This window comes from Arthrobacter sp. Soil736 (assembly GCF_001428005.1).
Lineage (GTDB): Bacteria > Actinomycetota > Actinomycetes > Actinomycetales > Micrococcaceae > Arthrobacter.
This window is the reverse complement of the sequence record NZ_LMSB01000001.1, coordinates 303458-323232: the sequence shown is the minus strand read 5'-3', so window position 1 is coordinate 323232 and position 19775 is coordinate 303458. Positions and strand designations below refer to the sequence as shown.

19 protein-coding genes and 2 tRNA genes are annotated in these 19775 nt (G+C 63.9%); 8 read left to right on the top strand and 13 right to left on the bottom strand.

Going from position 1 to position 19775, the window contains the following annotated elements; genetic code table 11:
* Positions 1-4: 4 nt before the first annotated feature.
* Complete coding sequence (locus ASG92_RS01510) at positions 5-550, bottom strand: peptidylprolyl isomerase (protein WP_056623362.1); 546 nt, start codon at positions 548-550, stop codon at positions 5-7.
* A 155-nt stretch (positions 551-705) separates the two neighbouring features.
* Here ASG92_RS01510 and ASG92_RS01505 point away from each other — a divergent pair, with 155 nt between their 5' ends.
* Both ASG92_RS01505 and ASG92_RS01500 read left to right on the top strand, forming a co-directional pair.
* A complete protein-coding gene (locus ASG92_RS01505; protein WP_056623359.1) occupies positions 706-1653 on the top strand; it encodes a hypothetical protein in 948 nt (315 codons plus the stop codon).
* A gap of 169 nt (positions 1654-1822) precedes the next feature.
* Positions 1823-2698: a glycosyltransferase family 2 protein gene (locus tag ASG92_RS01500; RefSeq protein ID WP_056623356.1), complete on the top strand. Its 876-nt coding sequence runs from the start codon at positions 1823-1825 to the stop codon at positions 2696-2698.
* A 27-nt stretch (positions 2699-2725) separates the two neighbouring features.
* Here ASG92_RS01500 and ASG92_RS28895 read toward each other — a convergent pair whose 3' ends face one another.
* From ASG92_RS28895 to dnaA, 12 genes are all read right to left on the bottom strand, one after another.
* A complete protein-coding gene (locus tag ASG92_RS28895) occupies positions 2726-3649 on the bottom strand; it encodes a DMT family transporter (RefSeq protein WP_056623354.1) in 924 nt (307 codons plus the stop codon).
* A gap of 152 nt (positions 3650-3801) precedes the next feature.
* Positions 3802-3874, bottom strand: a tRNA-Ala gene (locus ASG92_RS01490).
* A 72-nt stretch (positions 3875-3946) separates the two neighbouring features.
* Positions 3947-4063 (bottom strand): DLW-39 family protein, encoded by a 117-nt coding sequence (locus ASG92_RS29440; RefSeq protein WP_240986951.1) that lies wholly within the window; start codon positions 4061-4063, stop codon positions 3947-3949.
* Between the two features lie 67 nt (positions 4064-4130).
* Positions 4131-4204 (bottom strand) — tRNA-Ile (locus ASG92_RS01485).
* Positions 4205-4303: 99 nt separating this feature from the next.
* Entirely contained in the window at positions 4304-4978 is a 675-nt protein-coding gene (locus ASG92_RS01480) for a DUF3566 domain-containing protein (RefSeq protein ID WP_056623351.1), read from the bottom strand.
* Complete coding sequence (gene gyrA / locus ASG92_RS01475) at positions 4975-7656, bottom strand: DNA gyrase subunit A (RefSeq protein ID WP_056623349.1); 2682 nt, start codon at positions 7654-7656, stop codon at positions 4975-4977. Before gyrA ends, ASG92_RS01480 begins: the two co-directional genes overlap by 4 nt.
* 59 nt (positions 7657-7715) lie before the next feature.
* Positions 7716-9803 carry a DNA topoisomerase (ATP-hydrolyzing) subunit B gene (gyrB, locus tag ASG92_RS01470; protein ID WP_056623347.1) on the bottom strand — a complete coding sequence of 696 codons (2088 nt, stop codon included), beginning with the start codon at positions 9801-9803 and terminating at the stop codon, positions 7716-7718.
* Positions 9804-10209: 406 nt separating this feature from the next.
* On the bottom strand, positions 10210-10767 hold the full coding sequence (locus ASG92_RS01465) for a DciA family protein (protein ID WP_056623344.1): 558 nt from the start codon (positions 10765-10767) through the stop codon (positions 10210-10212).
* A complete protein-coding gene (gene recF / locus ASG92_RS01460) occupies positions 10754-11956 on the bottom strand; it encodes a DNA replication/repair protein RecF (protein WP_056623342.1) in 1203 nt (400 codons plus the stop codon). The genes ASG92_RS01465 and recF overlap by 14 nt, the downstream gene beginning before the upstream one ends.
* Positions 11957-12016: 60 nt before the next feature.
* Positions 12017-12901 carry a phosphogluconate dehydrogenase (NAD(+)-dependent, decarboxylating) gene (gene gnd / locus ASG92_RS01455; RefSeq protein ID WP_056623339.1) on the bottom strand — a complete coding sequence of 295 codons (885 nt, stop codon included), beginning with the start codon at positions 12899-12901 and terminating at the stop codon, positions 12017-12019.
* A 107-nt stretch (positions 12902-13008) separates the two neighbouring features.
* The gene (gene dnaN / locus ASG92_RS01450; RefSeq protein ID WP_056623336.1) at positions 13009-14133 is read right to left on the bottom strand and encodes a DNA polymerase III subunit beta; all 1125 of its coding nucleotides are present in this window, start codon (positions 14131-14133) and stop codon (positions 13009-13011) included.
* Positions 14134-14660: 527 nt separating this feature from the next.
* Complete coding sequence (gene dnaA / locus ASG92_RS01445; RefSeq protein ID WP_056623334.1) at positions 14661-16082, bottom strand: chromosomal replication initiator protein DnaA; 1422 nt, start codon at positions 16080-16082, stop codon at positions 14661-14663.
* A gap of 469 nt (positions 16083-16551) precedes the next feature.
* Here dnaA and rpmH point away from each other — a divergent pair, with 469 nt between their 5' ends.
* Genes rpmH through rsmG form a run of 6 tightly spaced genes read left to right on the top strand, consistent with a single transcriptional unit; the run spans position 16552 to position 19752 of the window.
* Positions 16552-16689, top strand: a complete 138-nt coding sequence (gene rpmH, locus ASG92_RS01440) for a 50S ribosomal protein L34 (protein WP_011776797.1) — start codon at positions 16552-16554, stop codon at positions 16687-16689.
* A gap of 40 nt (positions 16690-16729) precedes the next feature.
* Complete coding sequence (gene rnpA / locus ASG92_RS27010; RefSeq protein ID WP_082579234.1) at positions 16730-17140, top strand: ribonuclease P protein component; 411 nt, start codon at positions 16730-16732, stop codon at positions 17138-17140.
* On the top strand, positions 17133-17528 hold the full coding sequence (yidD, locus tag ASG92_RS01435) for a membrane protein insertion efficiency factor YidD (RefSeq protein ID WP_200951850.1): 396 nt from the start codon (positions 17133-17135) through the stop codon (positions 17526-17528). The genes rnpA and yidD overlap by 8 nt, the downstream gene beginning before the upstream one ends.
* A 16-nt stretch (positions 17529-17544) precedes the next feature.
* Positions 17545-18519: a membrane protein insertase YidC gene (gene yidC, locus ASG92_RS01430; RefSeq protein ID WP_056623329.1), complete on the top strand. Its 975-nt coding sequence runs from the start codon at positions 17545-17547 to the stop codon at positions 18517-18519.
* On the top strand, positions 18519-19082 hold the full coding sequence (locus ASG92_RS01425; RefSeq protein ID WP_056623325.1) for a R3H domain-containing nucleic acid-binding protein: 564 nt from the start codon (positions 18519-18521) through the stop codon (positions 19080-19082). Before yidC ends, ASG92_RS01425 begins: the two co-directional genes overlap by 1 nt.
* A 19-nt stretch (positions 19083-19101) precedes the next feature.
* Positions 19102-19752 carry a 16S rRNA (guanine(527)-N(7))-methyltransferase RsmG gene (gene rsmG / locus ASG92_RS01420; RefSeq protein WP_056623321.1) on the top strand — a complete coding sequence of 217 codons (651 nt, stop codon included), beginning with the start codon at positions 19102-19104 and terminating at the stop codon, positions 19750-19752.
* Positions 19753-19775 lie beyond the last annotated feature (23 nt).

The following is a 19775-nucleotide window of genomic DNA, read 5'->3' as shown; positions in this document are numbered from 1 at the left end:
GTGGTTAGAGCTGCTCGACGTCGATGCTGTTGATCTTGACGTCCTCAACCGGGCGGTCGCCCATTCCGGTGCGGACGCCCTCAATGGCGTCGACAACCTTCTTGGACTCCTCGTCAGCCACCTCGCCGAAGATGCTGTGCTTGCCCTGCAGCCAGTCGGTGGGGATGGTGGTGATGAAGAACTGCGAACCGTTGGTTCCCTTGCCCATCTGGATGCCGGCGTTCGCCATGGCCAGCTTGTACGGGGCGTTGAAGGTCAGTTCCGGGTGGATCTCGTCGTCGAACTTGTAGCCCGGTCCGCCGACGCCGCGGCCCAAGGGATCGCCCGCCTGGATCATGAAGTCCTTGATGATCCGGTGGAAAATGGTGCCGTCGTACAACGGCGTACCCGTCTTGTCCTCGCCGGATTCCGGGTGCGTCCAAGGCTGCTCGCCCGTGGCCAGTCCAATGAAGTTCTTAACGGTCTTGGGCGCGTGGTTGCCGAAGAGGTTCACGACGATGTCGCCGAGGCTTGTGTGGATGGTTGCTTTTGCAGTTGCTGTGGCAGTCATAGGGCCATTCTTTCACGGCGGGTCAACGCGAATGGGGCTGGCAAGGCAGTTCCGCGTTGGGTGAAATCCGCCCTGAATCCGCCGGAACGATAGCAGCCCGGGTCACCATCAACGTAGGCTAGCGAAAGAGCCGTCACATTAATCGGGAGGTAGTTGTGAAGAAATCGGATCGTATTGCCCGCGAACTGGAGTTGTCGGTCAGTTCAGCGGTAGAGACCGCGAAAGACAAGGTAGAGGCAGCAGTCGATTGGGCTGTGCCCCGCCTTCAGCATGGCCTTGACACCGCTTCCCCCAAGATCCAGGAGGGGCTCAAATCGGCAGCCCACAACCTGGCCGACGGCGTTGCCACCGTGACACCCCGCCTGCAGGACGGGCTGGCCCAGCTGGCACCCAAGATCCACGACGCCGTCGAGGGCGCACCGCCGCGGCTGCACGAGGCCCTGGACAAGGCAACTCCCGTCATTGCCCAGGCCCGCGACCGCGTGGTGGTGGAATACCTTCCCCGCCTCTCGGAGCAGATCGGGACCGCCTCGGAGGCAGTCCACCGCACGCTGGAGAGCGCTCCTGCCCGCGTTGACGCTGTGGCCCAGAGGCTCGGCGACGCCGGCATCATCCACACCATCCAGGAGCAGGCTCAGGTGGCCGGCGGCCACTTGAAGTCAGCGGCCTCCGACGCCAGCAAGGCAGTGACCGGCAAGGCGCTGGTGCAGCCGGAGAAGCCCAAGAAGCGGGGGCTCCTGATTGTCGGAGTGATCGCTGCAGCCGTGGCCGCAGGCGTCGCTGCCTGGAAGGCTTCCAAGCCTGTGGAGGATCCCTGGAAAACCCCGGCACCCGTCACCCCGGCCCCGTCAACGCCGGAAGCGTCTGCGCCGGCGGCTGAAACGCCCGCTCCGGTTCCCGCAGCCACGGTCAGCGAGACCGCGGCTGGTTCGGCGGCGGCAGCGGCAGCGTCCAGCGATGCCGAGGAGGACGCCGACAAGGCAAAGCACGTCGCCGAGGATGCTGAAGGCAGCGCCGGCACAGTTCCCACGGACGCCAAGACCGCGGTCAAGAACATTGCCGCCAACATGGAGAACGGCGCGAACAAGCCCGCCGACAAGTAACGACGTAAGTGACAGCGTCACGCCGGCAACGGCGTGCAGCCGGAGGGGTCCCGCCTGGTGCGGGGCCCCTCCTGTCGTATCGGCCCGGAGCCAGGCCGCAACCGCCGGGACGGGTTGGGACCCGCCCGAACCAACTGTGACGAAAACTATCGGTGCTAGATTTAAGGTGATGTCACCCGATAGATCTTCCGAGGACGCCCCGCCTGACGCTCCGCAACCGCCGGGCGTATCAATCGTCATACCGGCATACAACGAGGAAAGCGTCATCCGGCAGTGCCTCATCGCCGCGGTGTACCAGTCTGTTCCCACACACGAGATCATCGTGGTGGACAACATGTCCAAGGACCGCACGGCCGCGATCGTGCTGCAGATGCAGCAGGAGTACCCGGAGAGCCCCATCATCCTGCTCAGCCAGGACGCGAGCCAGGGCCTCATCCCCACACGCAACTTTGGCCTCGACCACGCCACCGGTGAAATCCTGGGACGCATCGACGCGGACTCCGTAGTGGAACCCGACTGGGTGGAGCAGGTGCAGAAGGCGTTTGCGGAGCCGTCCACGCAGGCCGCCACGGGGCCCGTGGTCTATTACGACATGCCCATGCGCCGTTTCGGCCTCAAGGCCGACGACAAGATGCGCCAGCTGATGCTGAAACTGGCCAAGCACCAGTACCACTTCCTGTTCGGATCGAACATGGCCCTTCGGCGCTCTGCCTGGGAGACAATCCGGGACGAGACCTGCCGTGATGAGAAGGACGAGATGCACGAGGACATCGATCTCTCCCTGCATCTGGCCGACCACGACCTCAAGGTCCAGTACTGGCCGCAGATGGTTTCGGGAATGTCGGCCCGCCGGCTGGAAGACTCGCCGCGCGACTACCGCTACTACGTGAGCCGCTTCGACCGCACGTACAAGGCCCATAACGTGAAGAAGATGGCCCTGAAGGCACCCATGGTGGTGTTCTTCTCGGTGTACTTCCCGGCCAAGTTGCTGCGCGCCATCCACACCGTGAACACCAGCCAGCCCGCCCGCCGCGGCGGGCAGTAGCCTCAGGCGGGATTCAAGCCAGCCCGCTCAGTCAGTTCCCAGCTCCGCCAGCGGGCGCTCTGCCGCGGGCCCGCCGCGTCCCGCCTTGCCGTTCCTCTGACCCATGACGACGACGGCGAGCCCCACCAGGATCAGCGCGAGTCCGCCATACGTTCCGGCCGGCAGCGTCTCATTCAGGAAGAAGGCCGCGAGCAGGGCGGCACCGGGGATCTCGAGGAGGATGATCATCGAGACGCGCAGGGGGCTCATGGTGGCCAGCAGGTGGTTGAAGGCCGTGTGCCCCACCAGCTGGGCACAGACGGTGATCGCTATGATCCCCAGCCAGCCGCCGGCGTCGAACCCTACCAGCGGTTGGCCGGTGAAGAGTGCTAGCACCGCCACCAGCGCGGCGCACATGCCGTAGCAGAGCGCGGTGTAAGTTCCCGTGGTCATGCTCTGGCGGGCCTTCCCGCCTGCCAGCGTGTAGATCCCGGCCAGAAGGCCGCCTGCCATCGCCAGCAGGTCGCCCAGCAGCGCCTCGGGGGAGGCCCCCATATCGAAGCCGGTGATGGCCACCACCCCGCCGAAGGCTATCCCGAGCCCCACCAGGACCTGCCAGCGGTGCTTCACACCGCGCAGGAGCTGGATGACGGCAATCCAGGCTGACTGCAGGCAGACCAGCGCAGTGGCAGCAGCCACCGAGGTCAGCTGCAGGGACGTGATGAAGCACGCGAAGTGGAGGGCCAGTGCCACCGCCGCAATGAGCGACCAGCGGAACTCCTTGCCGGTGATGCGGCCGAACTGACTGGGCTCCCTGATCAGCGTGGGAGAGGCCATGACGGCGGCGCCGATCGCGTTGCGCCAAAAGGCGATGGCGAGGGCGCTCACCGTGGTTGCACCGAGTGTTGCAGCGATGAGCGGCCCCGACGAAGCGACGCCGAGGACACCCAAGGCTGCAAGGAAAAAGTTCACGGTTCCACCGTAATGTGCTGCGGCCACTGATCGAGCCCGCCTTATACCGCCGGAGCCCGCTGGCCGGGCGCAGCGGATGCCGTTGGCTGGGCCTGCCGCAACCCGGTTAAAGCAAAAGTCCCGGCCATTCCTGGCCGGGACTTTCTTATGGGTGGAGGCACGGGGACTCGAACCCCGAACCCCCTGCTTGCAAAGCAGGTGCGCTACCAATTGCGCCATGCCCCCATAAGAAGCAACCCGTCAATCATACCCTAGTTCCGGAGGCCGTCTGACCAGCTGCCGTACCGGGGATCCGGACTATTCAACCGTATCGGTTGACTTACTCCAGACCGTTTTCCGGGCTTCGGATTCCTGCACCTTCTTGTAGAGCAGGACGCCTGCGATCGCAGCTGCAATAGCCAGCAACTTCTTCACATGCACCCCGTTCCGGCCAGATCCATTCGAATCTCACCTAAACTACCTGAAACCTGTGCAGGTTCCGTGGGCGTACCAGGACTTGAACCTGGGACCTCTTCGTTATCAGCGAAGCGCTCTAACCGCCTGAGCTATACGCCCCGATGCCTCATCGGGCCGAGACATGACTTTACAGCACATCCCGGCCCGATCTCAAATCGAGGCATTCCACCGGAGTTTTTCCGCGGAATTGCGGGCTTTTTAGTCGTCCGTCAGCGTGACGCCGATGCCACCCACGAGGGTCGCCGAAATGTTGTACAGCACCGCGGACAGCATGGACAGGGCCGTCAGCAGAACAACGTTGACCACGGCGATGATGGTGGCGAAGGAAGCCACCTGGCCCAGGGACGCGACCTTCTTCAGTTCAAAGCCGCCGCCCTCGGAGCCGGCCAGCGTTCCCAGGAGGCTGTCCACCTGGTCGAAGATTCCCGTGAGGTCCAGGACCGTCCACAGCACAATGGCGGCGACCACCGTGACGATGCCGAGGGCCACGGACAGCAGGAACGCCATCTTCAGCACCGACCAGGGGTCCACCTTGCTGACCAGCAGCCGCGCGCGCCGGACCTTGGCCTTCGGCGCAGGCTTGACCAGGCCGGGAGCGCTCTGGCCGGGCCGCTGGCCCGGGGCGGCCGGGCGTTGTCCCGGCGTCGCAGGCCGCTGTCCGGGAGCCGCGGGGCGCTGCCCCTGCGCGGGCCGCTGGCCCGCGTCGGCCGGACGCTGCCCGGGGGCAGCAGTGCGCTGTCCCGGAAGGCCCGACGGCGTGCCCGGGCTCTGCTGCGGACGCACCGGGGCATTCACTCGGGGAGCGGATGCCGGCTGCCGTATCCCGCCGGGACCATTGCTGCTCGGCTTGGGAAATGAGTCGGAATTACTCACTCGTTACCTCCGGTGTTGTCTTCGTTCAGCTCGGCGTCGCTGCCCGCATCCTCGGATGCTGTGGCGGTTGCCGACTCTGCCTCTGCTGTTTCTGCCTCTGCGGACCCGTCTACTGGTCCGGCATCTTCAGCCAACGTTACGTCATCCTCCGGAGATTCCTCTCCCTCGATGCCGCGTTCGCTATTGCGCGCCACTTCGATGATGCGGTCGTGCTTGTCCGGTTTCGCGAAGATGACTCCCATGGTGTCGCGGCCCTTGGCGGGCACGCCTGCCACGGATGACCGGACCACCTTGCCGCCGCCCATCACCACGAGGACTTCATCTTCCTCCTGGACGATGAGGGCGCCGACCAGGTCGCCGCGTTCCTCGGCGAGCTTGGCCACCTTGATGCCCAGGCCGCCGCGTCCCTGGAGACGGTACTCCTCGACGGCGGTGCGCTTGGCGTAGCCGCCTTCGGTCACGATGAAGACGTAGGAGCCGTCGGTGATGACGTTCGCCGCGAGGAGCTCGTCATCCTCACGGAATTTCATGCCCGTGACGCCCGACGTGGCCCGGCCCATGGGGCGGAGTGCATCATCGGTGGCGGTGAAGCGGATGGACTGACCCTTGCGGGACACCAGCATGAGGTCGTCCGTCTCGGAAACCAGCTGGGCGGACACGAGTTCATCCCCGTCCCGCAGGTTGATCGCAATGACGCCGGCGGACCGGTTGGTGTCGTAGTCCTCCAGCCGCGTCTTCTTGACCAGCCCGCGCTTGGTGGCCAGCACCAGGTAGGGCGCGTGCTGGTAGTCCTTCAGGTCCAGCACCTGGGCGATGTGCTCGTCCGGCTGGAAGGCCAGCAGGTTGGCCACGTGCTGGCCCTTGGCGTCGCGTCCGGCCTCGGCCAGTTCATAGGCCTTGGCCCGGTAAACGCGGCCCAGGTTGGTGAAGAAGAGCAGCCAGTGGTGGGTGGTGGTGACGAAGAAGTGCTCTACGACGTCGTCGCCGCGCAGCTGGGCGCCCTTGATGCCCTTGCCGCCGCGCTGCTGCGAGCGGTAGTTGTCGCTCCGGGTCCGTTTGACGTAGCCGCCGCGGGTAATGGTGACCACCATTTCCTCTTCGGGGATCAGGTCCTCCATGGACATGTCGCCGTCGTATCCCATGAGGATCTTGGTGCGGCGGTCATCGCCGTGCTTGGCCACGATTTCCGCGAGCTCGGTGCTGATGATTTCGCGCTGGCGTTCCTCGGAGGCAAGGATCGCGTTGAATTCGGCGATCATGGCCTCGAGTTCGGCATGGCGGTCCTGGATTTTCTGGCGTTCCAGGGCGGCGAGCCGGCGGAGCTGCATGTCCAGGATTGCCCTGGCCTGCAGCTCATCGATATCCAGCAGTTCCATCAGGCCATCGCGTGCGGCCTCCGTGGTGTTGGAGGCCCGGATCAGGGCGATGACCTCGTCCAGCATGTCCAGGGCCTTCAGGAGGGCGCGCAGGATGTGCGCCTCTTCCTCGGCCTTGCGCAGGCGGTACCGCGTGCGGCGGGCAATGACATCGAGCTGGTGGGTGACCCAGTGCCGGATGAAGGCGTCAAGGCTGAGGGTGCGCGGCACGCCGTCCACGATCGCCAGCATGTTCGCGCCGAAGTTTTCCTGCAGCTGCGTGTGCTTGTAGAGGTTGTTCAGCACCACCTTGGCCACGGCGTCGCGCTTCAGCACAATCACCAGGCGCTGGCCGGTGCGTCCCGAGGTCTCGTCACGGAGGTCGGCAATGCCCTGGACTTTGCCGTCCTTGACGAGCTCGGCGATCTTGATGGCGAGGTTGTCCGGGTTGGCCTGGTACGGCAGTTCCGTGACCACGAGGCAGGTGCGCCCCTGCAGTTCCTCCACATTGACCACGGCGCGCATGGTGATGGACCCGCGGCCGGTGCGGTACGCGTCTTCGATGCCCTTGTGCCCCAGGATGGTGGCGCCGGTGGGGAAATCTGGTCCCTTGATGCGCAGCAGCAGTTCTTCGAGCAACTGCTCCCGGCTCGCCGTGGGATTGGCCAGGTACCACTGGACGCCGTCCGCCACCTCGCGGAGGTTGTGCGGCGGGATGTTCGTGGCCATGCCGACGGCGATGCCCGAGGATCCGTTGACCAGCAGGTTGGGGAACCGTGCCGGGAGGATGGTGGGTTCCTGGTTCTTGCCGTCGTAGTTGTCCTGGAAGTCGACGGTTTCCTCGTCGATGTCACGGACCATCTCCATGGCCAGGGGCGCCATTTTGGTTTCCGTGTACCGCGGCGCTGCTGCGCCGTCATTGCCGGGCGATCCGAAGTTGCCCTGGCCCAGCGCCAGCGGATAGCGCATGGTCCAGTCCTGGATCAGGCGGACCAGGGCATCGTAGATGGCGGTGTCGCCGTGGGGGTGGTACTGGCCCATGACCTCGCCCACCACACGGGCACACTTGTTGAAGGAGCGGTCGGGGCGGTAGCCGCCGTCGAACATGGCGTAGAGCACGCGGCGGTGCACGGGCTTGAGTCCGTCCCGGACGTCGGGGAGGGCGCGGCCCACAATGACGGCCATGGCGTAGTCCAGGTAGGACCGCTGCATCTCCGTCTGGAGGTCCACCTGCTCCACGCGGTCGATCAGCACGTCGCCTTCCAGCACCGGCTCCGTGGCATCTGCGGACTCCGCGGGAACCTCGGGGGTTTCGTCACTCATAATCTGTATTTTCCGTTTCAGGTATATGTCGGATCTGGAATATCAAGCGCGAAAAACGGCTAGATGTCCAGGAACCTGACGTCCTTGGCGTTCTGCTGAATGAAGTTGCGGCGCGATTCGACGTCCTCGCCCATCAGGACTGCAAATATCTGGTCCGCAGCCGCGGCGTCGTCCATGGTGACCTGCAGGAGGGTGCGCCGGTCGGGGTCCATCGTGGTGTCCCAGAGCTCGGTGTAGTCCATCTCGCCGAGGCCCTTGTAGCGCTGGATGCCGTTGTCCTTCGGGATGCGGCGTCCGGCGGCCTGGCCGGAGACAAGCACGGCGTCGCGTTCCCGGTCGCTGAAGACGTAGTCGTGCGGCGCGTTGGACCACTTGATCCGGTACAGCGGAGGCTGGGCGAGGTAGACGTAGCCGTTTTCGATGAGCGGGCGCATGTAGCGGAAGAGCAGGGTCATCAGCAGGGTGGTGATGTGCTGCCCGTCCACGTCGGCATCGGCCATGAGAACGATCTTGTGGTACCTCAGCTTGCTGAGGTCGAAATCCTCGCCGATGCCGGTGCCGAAGGCCGTGATCATGGACTGCACTTCGTTGTTGCCCAGAGCCTTGTCCAGGCGCGCACGCTCGACGTTAAGGATCTTGCCGCGCAGCGGCAGTATCGCCTGGGTCTCCGGGTTTCGCCCGCGCTTGGCGGAACCGCCGGCGGAGTCACCCTCCACCAGGTAGACCTCGCACTTCGACGGGTCCTTCGAGGAGCAGTCCGAGAGCTTGCCCGGCATGCCGAAGGATTCCAGCGGGCTCTTGCGCCGGGCGTTGTCGCGTGCCTTGCGGGCCGCCATGCGTGCCTGGGCAGCGGAAATGGCCTTGCGGATGACATCGCGGGCGGGGCCGGGATTGCGTTCCAGCCAGTCGCCCAGCTGATCGGTGACCACGCGCTGCACGAAGCCCTTGACCTCGGAGTTGCCGAGCTTGGTCTTGGTCTGGCCCTCGAACTGCGGCTCGGCAAGCTTCACGGAGATGACCGCCGTCAGGCCCTCACGGATGTCGTCGCCGGTGAGGTTCTCTTCCTTTTCCTTGATGATGCTCTTGTCCCGCGCGTAGCGGTTGATGAGCGAGGTCATCGCGGCCCGGAAGCCCTCTTCGTGGGTGCCGCCCTCGTGGGTGTTGATGGTGTTGGCGTAGGTGTGGACGCTCTCCGAATACGCGTTGGTCCACTGCATGGCCATTTCCACGGCGATTTTGCGTTCCGTGTCCTCGGTTTCGAACGCAATGACGTCCTCGTGGACGACGTCCACCTTCTTGCCGGAGTTCAGGTGCTTGACGTAGTCCAGCAGGCCGTCGTTGTACTGGTACACCACTGTGCGGTGCTCAGCGTTGACTTCACCCTCGGTGGCCACGGCGTCGAGGTCGAGATCGTCGTTCTCGCCGGGGGTCGTGGTGACCCGCTCATCCGTGAGCGTGATGCGGAGGCCCTTGTTGAGGAAGGCCATCTGCTGGAAGCGTGCACGCAGCGTCTCGAATTCGAACTCGACCGATTCGAAAATGGTTGGGTCCGCGTAGAACGTCTGGGTGGTGCCCGTCTCGTCCGTCTCCTCGCCCATGACCAGATCGCCCTGGGGCTTGCCGCCGTCGGCAAAGGACATCCGCCAGACGTGACCCTGCCTGCGGACCTCGGTGTCCACCCTGCGGGAGAGCGCGTTGACCACCGAGATGCCCACGCCGTGGAGGCCGCCGGACACGGCATAACCGCCGCCGCCGAACTTGCCGCCGGCGTGCAGGATGGTCATGACCACTTCAACAGTGGGTTTGCCCTCGGTCGGGTGGATGTCCACGGGAATGCCGCGGCCGTCGTCGGACACCTTGACGCCGCCGTCGGCCTGGAGGACAACCTCAATGTGCGTGCAGTATCCCGCGAGGGCCTCGTCCACCGAGTTGTCCACCACTTCGTAAACCAGGTGGTGCAAGCCGCGGAGGCCGGTGGAGCCGATATACATGCCGGGCCGTTTGCGCACGGCTTCAAGGCCTTCGAGAACGGTAATGTCGCTCGCACCGTATTCCCGCGGTGTCACCGCTTCCGCCGGCGTGTCAGGCATCCGGGCATCTTCCGTTGCGGGTTCCACTGCCTGGATATCTGCATTGTCGTTAGCCACAGGCGCTTTCGACTCCTCTGTTTCGATGATGGCCGGCTGATGCCGTCTCCCAAGGGAAAGGCTTCCGCCAACAGGCACGTCACTGATAGCGCCGGCTACTCGATTGACCTGCGGACCCGTCTTCCGCTGCTGGAATCGCGCGGGAAAACGGACTCAGTCAACGTTTCACCGGCGCCCAGTTATCTACGGAGATTCTATCGTGAAACAGGCACGATTCCCGCATTCCGGGGCCTCGAACGGCAGGCAATATGCCGCTCGCTGGCCATTGGCCCCGCCTGCAAGGGGCCAGCGGTCCCGTCTTTGGGTTCCTATACGACTCACGGCGGTTTGAACGCCCTACACGCCGTTTGTGCATTTTTCAAGGGAACCGGCACCGGGCCGGTCGGCGATCCCTTGCGATAGCAGGCTATCCGTACGTGTCCCGGGGGCCGCGGCCGTTGACCGTGCGCCCGCCTTTGCGCCAGTTCGGCGCCGCCGGACCGAGGACCTGGATGCTGGTGACCACGCCGTCGCCCAGTTCAGTCCGGAACTTGTCGAGCAGGCTGATGCTCAGCAGCCGGAGCTGCGTGGCCCAGGCCGTGGAGTCACACCTCACGTGCAGTGTGGTGTCAGTGAAGCTTTCGGGCGTGCAGTGCGCGGCGATTTCGGGACCCACGAGGGCAGGCCATTCCGCCATGACCGAGCCGACGGCAACGGGCGAGGTCCAGCCGCGCTCGGCCACCAGCCGGCCCACCACCTTGCCCAGCCCGAGGGGGTCCCGGCCCGTGGAATGGAACTGGCTGAAGCCGCGGGTGCTCCGCCCGGTGGTGCGCGGTTTCTGGCTGCTTCCGGCGCGCGGCGCCGCCCGGCGGACCTCGCCGCGGGCAGCTGCCGCTTCACGCATTCTGTTCAGGGCCGCCTGCGCGGCATCGATTTCATCGGGATCGCGGCCGGGCTGCAGGCCGCCGTCCTTATCCCTGTTCATCGATTCCTCCCGGGATAACCTTCACCCGCCGCCCGGTCAGCTCTTCGGGAATGTCGGCATCGACGGCGGCGGTCACCAGCACCTGCTCGGCACCGGCAACGATTGCGGCCAGTTTACGCCGCCGCTGCACATCGAGCTCGGCAAAAACATCGTCCAGGATGAGGATGGGCGCCGAACCTCCGGTGCGGGCATCGTCCAGCATGACGTAATAGGAGGCAAGCCGCAGGGAGAGGCACATGGACCAGGTCTCACCGTGCGAGGCATAGCCCTTGGCCGGTGCCTGGCCGAGGACCAGTTCCAGTTCATCGCGGTGCGGGCCCACAAGCGAGATGCCCCGCTCGAGTTCCTTGCGGCGGGACGCCGCGAAGGCGCGCACATAGCGTTCGGTGAGCTCATTAACGGACAGCAGCCGCAGGTCTTCAACCGGGTCTCCGCCTGCAGAGGGTTCGGCTCCCGCGCCGGCCGGTGCGCCGTCGTCGTCGATCATGTTCTGGAGCGTGGACCGGTAAATGGCGTCCGCGGCCTTGGACCCGTCGGTCAGCTGGGCGTACGCGCTGTTCAGATGCGGGCGAAGGCGCTCCACGAGTTCCAGCCTGGCATGCAGCAGCTCCGCGCCGGCGCGTGCCATGTGCTGGTCCCAGACATCCAGGGTGGCCTCATGGCCGGACGTGAACTTTCCGGCGCGCGCGGATTTCAGCAGGGCGTTGCGCTGCTTGAGCACGCGGTCGTAGTCGCTTCGCGTGGCGGCGTGCCGGGGCACAAGGCTGACCAGCAACTCGTCGAGGAAACGCCTGCGGCTGGAGGGGTCGCCCTTGACCAGTGCCAGATCCTCGGGCGCGAAGAGAACGGTGTGGCAGATGCCCAGGAGGTCCCGCGCACGGACCGGGTTGCTGCGGTTGATGCGTCCGCGGTTGGCCCGGCCGCCGTTGATCTCCAGCTCCAGGACCGTGGACTGTTCGCCGCGTACCAGCTTGGCCCGGATCATGGCCCGTTCGGTTCCGAAGCGGAGCAGCGGGGCGTCAGCACTGACTCGGTGCGAACTCAACGTCGCCAGGTAGCCGATTGCTTCCATGAGGTTGGTCTTGCCGATTCCGTTGGAGCCCACCAGGACGGTGACGCCGGGTTCCAGCCGGAGGTCAACCTGGGCGTAACTGCGGAAATCGGTCAGGGACAGGTGTTCTAGGTACACGCGATCTTCAAATTCTCGGGAGCCCCAAATCCCGGGACCCTGCGGATCCCGGGCTCGGTGTTACTTGGCTGGCCGGGTGGCATGGCCGCCGAACTGCTGGCGCAGCGCGGACACCATCTTCATGGCAGGTGAATTGTCTTCGCGAGATGAGAAGCGGGCGAACAGCGCGGCCGTGATGGCGGGCGCCGGAACCGCATTCGCGATGGCTTCTTCCACAGTCCAGCGTCCTTCACCGGAGTCCTCGACGTAGTCGTCGATGGAGGCCAGGCCCGGATCCTCGTCCAGGGCTTTCACCATGAGGTCCAGCAGCCAGGAGCGGACAACCGTGCCCTTCTGCCAGGCGCGGAAGGTGCCGGGCAGATCGGTGATGATGTCCTTGGCCGCGAGGAGTTCGTAGCCCTCGGCATAAGCCTGCATCAGGCCGTACTCGATGCCGTTGTGCACCATCTTGGCGTAGTGGCCTGCGCCGACGCCGCCGACGTGGACGAAGCTGTCGGCCCGCTCACCTTCCGGGCGAAGGGCGTCAAAGACAGGCAGCGCACGTTCAATGTCCTCGGCATCGCCGCCGGCCATCAGGCCGTAGCCGTTTTGGAGCCCCCAGACGCCGCCGGAGACGCCGCAGTCGGCGAAGCGGATTCCCTTTTCAGCCAGCACGGCACCGTGCTTCTGGTCCTCGGTGAAGCGCGAGTTGCCGCCGTCGATCACTAAATCGCCGGGCTGCAGCTTCTCGCTGAGTTCGGTGATGACCGCGTCGGTGATAGCCCCGGAAGGGACCATGACCCAGACCAGGCGCGGAACCGGCACGGCCGCTATGAGCTCGTCGACGGAGGAAACATCGGTCACGTCGGGGTTGCGGTCGAAACCCGTGACCTCAACGCCGCCTTTGCGCAGACGTTCGCGCATGTTGAAACCCATTTTGCCAAGGCCGATCAGTCCGATGTGCACGGTGTGAGCTCTTTTCTGCGCTGGTGTGGTGGTGGGGCTGCGGCGGTGCACCCAACTGGGTCGCATTAGGTGTCGTTTTGGGCGCCCATAACGACATCTGCTGCTACCTAGTTGGGCAGGCGGACCGGCATCACGAGGTAGCGGTAGTCGTCCTGGTCGTCGCCGTCGGCGTCAACCTGGGCGGTGATCATGGCCGGCTTTGGTGCGGTGGTGAAGGAGAAGCGGACGTACTTCGTTTCGATGACGCTCAGGCCCTCAACGAGGTAGTGCGGGTTGAACGCCACGGTGATGTCTTCGCCGGACAGCTGCGCTTCGAGTTCCTCAGAGGCCTGCGCATCCTCGCCGGTGCCGGCATCAAGGTGGAGCTGGCCCTGGGTGAAGGCGAGGCGGACGGGTGTGTTGCGCTCGGCAACCAATGACACACGTCGGACTGCCTCCACGAGTTCCTGGGTCTGCACGGTGGCATGAATCGGCGTGGTGTCCGGGAACAGGGAACGGATCTTGGGGTAGTCGCCGTCGACCAGAAGCGAGGTGGTGGTGCGGCCGCCGCTTTCAAACCCGATGAGGCGGCTGTCGTCGTCGGCAATGGCGAGGTTGATGTCCCCGCTGCTTCCGAGTGTCTTCGCAACCTCGTTGAGGGTCTTGGCCTTGACCAGGGCACTGGTGGACATGCCGGGGGTGACAGGCTTCCAGGGAACTTCCCGCATGGCGAGCCGGTAACGGTCTGTGGCCAGGAGGGTGATGAGGTCGTCCTCGATCTCCATGCGCACGCCGGTGAGGATGGGCAGGGTGTCGTCCTTGCTGGCGGCGATGATCACCTGGGAAACAGCCTGGGCGAAGGAGTCGCCGGCAACCGTGCCGCTGATGGTGGGCAGGGCAGGCAGCGGCGGGTATTCGGCCTCCGGCATGGTTGCCAGGTGGAAGCTGCTTCGGCGGCAGGTGAGTGTCACCTTGTTGCCGTCGGTCGCCACCTCAACGGGGGCGGACGGGAGGCTGCGGCAGATATCGGCGAGGAGCCGGCCTGAGACCAGGATGGTGCCTTCCTCCGCGATGTCGGCGGGGATTTCAAGCCTGGCCGACGTCTCGTAGTCAAAGCTCGACAGGCTCACTGTTCCGGCCTCGGCCTTGAGGAGCAGGCCGGACAGGACCGGTACCGGCGGCCGCGGAGACAACGATCGGGCTGTCCACGTTACGGCTTCTGCCAGGACGTCCCGTTCGACTCTGAACTTCACGGAAGGGTGCCGCCTTTCATTGCTGCTGCCATTTTCTGAACGGGAACTCCTGCGGGGAGTCCACAAAACCACTGCTCCCGGGACACCTGAACCTGCATGGTCCGCACTTGCTGAACCACTGGCAGACCCGAGGATGGGAGCGCTGCTGACAGCTTAGCCGGAACATTGGGGATTTCCCCATCCCCGTCAGGGACGGCGGCCCTTCGGGGCCGGGGTCCCGGAGTCGTGTGGGGCGGGGAACGAGATTGTTGTTTGAGGGAATTTCAATTTTTTGGGATTAGTAGTGTTAATAACTGCTGTGGAAACTGTGGATAACCCCGTCCCGCGGCTGGAATCCGCGGTTAAGCCCTGTTCATGGACTGTGGGCGGAGCAGGTTTTAAACAGCCTGTGGATGGGGATAACATTTTTGGCCGATTCGGCGATCCACAGACACCTTAAGGGTTTTAAGCCCATTAACCGCGGTTGTCCCCTTAACTGTCCACAGGGTTATCCACACGTGCCTGTTAATAAGGTTAAGAACCGCGGGTCAGGAGTCGCGCTGCTGCTGCTTGATCCGGTTGGTCAGCTCGGTGACCTGGTTGTAGATCACACGGCGCTCAGCCATGAGCTCGCGGATCTTGCGGTCAGCGTGAATGACCGTGGTGTGGTCGCGGCCGCCGAGCTCCTGCCCGATCTTGGGTAGCGACATGTCCGTCAGCTCGCGGCACAGGTACATGGCGATCTGCCGGGCCGTGACCAGTGTCCGGGTCCGGGACTTGCTGCAGAGCTCTTCCATGCTGAGCTTGAAGTACTCGGCCGTCTGCGTGAGGATCTGGCTCGAGGTGATCTCCTGCGCGCCGTCGTCGGTGATGAGGTCCTTCAGGACCATCTCGGCCAGGGCAACATCCACCGGCTGGCGGTTGAGGCTCGCGAAGGCCGTGACCCGGATGAGGGCGCCCTCGAGTTCGCGGATGTTGCTGGAGATCTTGGAAGCGATGTATTCCAGGGCGTCGTCCGGAGCGGAGAGGCCTTCGCTGAGGGCCTTCTTCCGGAGGATGGCGATGCGGGTTTCGAGTTCCGGCGGCTGGATATCGGTCAGCAGGCCCCATTCGAAGCGTGACTTCATGCGGTCTTCGAAACCGGCCAGCAGCTTGGGCGGCTGGTCGGACGTGATCACAACCTGCTTGTTGTTGTTGTGCAGGGAGTTGAACGTGTGGAAGAACTCCTCCAGGGTCCGGTCCTTGCCGGCGAGGAACTGGATGTCATCGATCAGCAGCACATCCACGTTGCGGTACGTGGTCTTGAAGCTGGCGCCCTCGTCGTCGCGGATCGAGTTGATGAAGTCGTTGGTGAATTCCTCGGAGTTCACGTACCGGACACGGATGCCGCTGTAGAGGCGCCGGGCGTAGTGGCCGATCGCGTGCAGCAGGTGGGTCTTCCCCAGTCCGGAGTCGCCGTAGATGAACAGCGGGTTGTAGGCCTTCGCAGGCGCTTCGGCCACCGCCACGGCAGCGGCATGGGCGAACCGGTTCGATGAGCCGATCACGAACGTGTCAAAGACGTACTTGGGATTCAGCCGGCCGAACTCGTGGGAGGTGCTCGGCAGCATGGGCTGCGGCTTCAGTTCCACCGACGGATCGGCAGCGAGGGAAAGCTCGACGGCGGGTTCCGGCTCTTCGTGGACGGGCACCAGATCGGTGTCAACATCGATGGCGCAGCGGATGTCGTCTGAGAAAACATTGCGGAGCGCGTCATCGAGCGCGTCCTTGACCTGGGTCTGGAGCACTTCCCGGGTGAGTTCGTTGGGCACGGCCACGAGAAGGGTGGAACCGATCAGGCCCTGTGCCTGGGCGAGGATGACAAAGCCGCGCTGTCTTGGGGAAACGCGGTCGTCCTGCTCAAGAAGGTTCACCACGCGCCGCCAGGAACTTCCGACAGTATTGGCGTGGTTGGCTTCGTCTACTGTCATCAATCGGGTTCCTCAAAGCTTGCTTACCTGCATTACGTGCAGCCGCAAGCCTGGATTCAGGGTACTGTCCCGGCTTCATCCACAGGGTTATGCACAGTCCGTGGATAATCGGCTACTGGGCCACTCTAGGGGATGAAAAGGCCAGAAGATAGCTGGGAAGTAGCTTGTGGATAATTACACCGTTGTGGTTCGAAAAAGCGGCTTGTGACCCACTTCATCCACAGGCTGGGGACGTCGGTTAGCCACAGTTGGGGAAATGCGGCGGGCCACCTGCCGGTTTGACTCGGGGTCGCGTTTTGGCCTAACGTTGTGGAGTCCTTTGTGCCTGCTTTCTGACCCCATTTGGACCTTCCAGACGCCCCAGCGTTCCGGGAATCGGGGGAGGCAGACACATACAAAACTTAGCGTCGGCCAGTTCTTCCCCTTTTTGATCGGGTGGGCGCACCTTTGATCCACTGGAGTAACTAACGTGAGCAAGCGGACTTTTCAGCCGAATAACCGCCGTCGGGCCAAGAAGCACGGCTTCCGCCTTCGTATGCGCACCCGTGCCGGCCGCGCCATCCTGGCTGCCCGCCGCGGCAAGGGCCGCGTCGAACTGTCGGCCTAAATACTGACTCGTCGGTTATCTTCCCTTTGCGAGTTTAACGGTGCTGGCCACCAGGAACCGTCTGAGGACTTCAACCGATTTTTCAACAACTGTACGTTCCGGCGTCCGCAATGGACGCCGGAACGTAGTGTTATATACGGCAACTATCGGGGCCGATGAACCCAGCAGGATCGGGTTCATCGTTTCCAAGGGTGTCGGGAACGCTGTTGCCAGGAACCTCGTTAAGAGGAGACTTAGGGAAGCCGGTGCTGTCTCGCTGCGCGAGTACGGTACCGGGTTCGCTATTGTGGTGCGTGCCCTGCCCGCATCGGCAACCGCCAGCTGGCAGGAACTGCTGGCGGATTACAACGCTGCCTTGGAAGTAACCATGAAGCGGCTGGGTGGCCGCCATCCAAAGTCGGCTGCATTGCGATCGAACGGAACAACACAGGAAGGGACACAGCGTGCTTGACCTGACTGCCGCCGTCGTCCCTTCCCTCAAGTCCGCAGCAGCGGCTGCCGGCAGATTCGTCTGGAACCTGCCGCGCAATATCCTCATTCTTCTGCTGATGGCCTACCGCAAGGTGATTTCACCCTTGTACGGCCAGGTCTGCCGCTTCTTTCCTTCGTGCTCGGCGTACGCGCTGGAGGCAATCACGGTTCACGGAGCCGTCAAGGGAAGCTGGCTCGCGGCCAGGCGCCTGGTGCGCTGCCATCCCTGGAACGCCGGCGGCGTGGACCACGTCCCCGCAGGCCACCGCGAATGGCCAGACAACCAGACCCCCACAATTGTTGTGCTGAACAACCCGGATAAATACCTGGCTGCTCGGACTGATGGAGAAGGCCGCGTTGCGGCCTAACGAATAGGGATATCGTATGGACTTCTTTGAAACAATTATGTTTCCGTTCAAGTGGCTGGTGTCAGTCATCATGGTGGGCTTCCATGAGGGCCTGAGCACCATTGGCCTGCCGGCCGCCAACGGCTGGACGTGGACGCTGTCCATCATCGGGCTGGTGCTGGTGATCCGTGCCGCCCTGATCCCTGTGTTCGTCAAGCAGATCAAGGCCCAGCGCGGAATGCAGCTCCTGCAGCCGGACCTCAAGAAGCTGCAGGACAAGTACAAGGGCAAGACCGACCAGCTGTCCCGCCAGGCCATGGCACAGGAACAGATGGCCATGTACAAGAAGCATGGGACCAACCCGTTCTCGGCCTGCCTGCCCATGCTGATCCAGATGCCGTTCTTCTTCGCCCTGTTCCAGGTGCTCTCCGGCATCACGGCCGCCCGGACTAAGGGTGCCGGCATCGGCGCTATGAGCCACGAGCAGGTGGTGCAGTTCGACGATTCCAGCATCTTTGGAGCTACGCTTTCGGCTTCCCTGCTGCACGGCGGCGCCGGTAACCAGACCGCGGTCTGGATCCTCTCCATCGTGATGATCCTGGCCATGACGGCTTCGCAGTTCATCACGCAGAAGCAGATCATGGCCAAGAACATGTCCGAAGAGGCCATGGCGAGCCCCTTCATGCGCCAGCAGAAGATGATGCTCTACATCCTGCCCATCGTCTTCGGTGTTGGCGGCATCAACTTCCCCATCGGTGTCCTCATCTACTGGACCACCACCAACCTGTGGACCATGGGTCAGCAGTTCTTCGTCATCCGCCGCATGCCGACGCCGGGATCCCCCGCCGCAAAGGCCCTCGCCGAGCGCCGTGCCGCCAAGGGCCTGCCGTCCCTGCCCATCTTGGGTGGCAAGAAAGTCGACGCCGAGGCTGAGGCCGCTGCCGCCGCTGCGGTTGCGCAGGCCCGCAGCCAGCGCATTCAGCCACAACGTAAGAACAGGAAGAAGAAGTAATGTCTGTTGAGAGCTCTGAGCACGCACTTTCCGCTGATGTCAGCGAAGACCAGGACGACGCCACCGAGGCAGTGAACGGCGGTAAGGGTACGTCTGCGAGCCGCCTGGAAGAAGAAGGCGACGTCGCAGCTGACTACCTCGAGGAACTGCTCGATATTGCCGACATTGACGGCGACATCGACATCGAGGTCCGCAACGGACGCACCTACATCTCGATCGTCACCGATGAAGAGTCTGCCGGCTTGGAGAGCCTTGTGGGCCGGGACGGCGAAGTACTGGAAGCACTCCAGGAGCTGACCCGTCTCTCGGTCCTTTCCGCAACGGATAACCGGTCACGCTTGGTGCTCGACATTAACGGGTACCGCAAGGAGCGCGCGGGCCACCTGCAGAAGATCGCCGAGGATGCCGTGGCGTCCGTCAAGAAAACCGGTGAGGCAGTCGCCCTTGAGCCGATGAGCGCCTACGAGCGCAAGATCGTGCACGACGCCGTTGCCGATCTCGGGCTTGTAAGCGAGTCCGAGGGCGAAGGCGCCGGCCGGCACATCGTCGTCTCCGCCGACTGAACCGCCGGCTGATCTACTGATGGTGGAAATAACGGCGGCCGAACGCCAGGCAGCGGAGAAGATCTTCGGCGACCGCCTTGGCTTGGCCGAGCGGTATGTGGAGCATCTCGCCACGTCGGGAACCGAACGTGGACTCATCGGTCCGCGGGAAGTTCCCCGGCTGTGGGGACGCCACGTCCTGAACTGCGCGGTTATTGAAAGCGAAATTGCGCATGGAAGCCACGTGGTCGACGTCGGCAGCGGAGCGGGCCTGCCGGGCCTGTGCCTGGCCATCGCCCGCCCGGATCTTGAGCTGACCCTTATTGAACCGCTGGAACGGCGGGTCATCTGGCTGCAGGAGGTCGTGGACGATCTCGGACTGAGCAATGTTACGGTTATGCGCACCCGGGCTGAACTGGCTGTAGGGATGGTGAAGGCGGACGTTGTCACGGCTCGGGCCGTGTCGGCGCTGAAGAATTTGGCTGGCCTGACCATTCCGCTGTTGGATGGCGATGGTGAAGTTGTAGCCATCAAGGGCCGAAGCGCCGCCGAGGAAATTGAAAAGGCCGCCAAGGTGATCCGCAAGCTGGGCGGGGTGCAGACTTCCGTGGTAACAGTGGGGCAGGATCTGCTGGAGGAACCCACCACCGTGGTGCGGATTGTAGTGAAGAAGACCCAAAAGATCGCCTAGCCCAGGCCCGGTGCCACGGGTCT

Coding starts and splice junctions, on each gene's coding strand:
- ASG92_RS01510 (WP_056623362.1), bottom strand. CDS start 550: ATGACTGCCACAGCAACTGCAAAAGCAACCATCCACACAAGCCTCGGC.
- ASG92_RS01500 (WP_056623356.1), top strand. CDS start 1,823: ATGTCACCCGATAGATCTTCCGAGGACGCCCCGCCTGACGCTCCGCAA.
- gyrA (WP_056623349.1), bottom strand. CDS start 7,656: ATGAGTGACGAAACCCCCGAGGTTCCCGCGGAGTCCGCAGATGCCACG.
- ASG92_RS01465 (WP_056623344.1), bottom strand. CDS start 10,767: ATGAACAGGGATAAGGACGGCGGCCTGCAGCCCGGCCGCGATCCCGAT.
- dnaA (WP_056623334.1), bottom strand. CDS start 16,082: ATGACAGTAGACGAAGCCAACCACGCCAATACTGTCGGAAGTTCCTGG.
- yidC (WP_056623329.1), top strand. CDS start 17,545: ATGGACTTCTTTGAAACAATTATGTTTCCGTTCAAGTGGCTGGTGTCA.
- ASG92_RS01425 (WP_056623325.1), top strand. CDS start 18,519: ATGTCTGTTGAGAGCTCTGAGCACGCACTTTCCGCTGATGTCAGCGAA.
- rsmG (WP_056623321.1), top strand. CDS start 19,102: ATGGTGGAAATAACGGCGGCCGAACGCCAGGCAGCGGAGAAGATCTTC.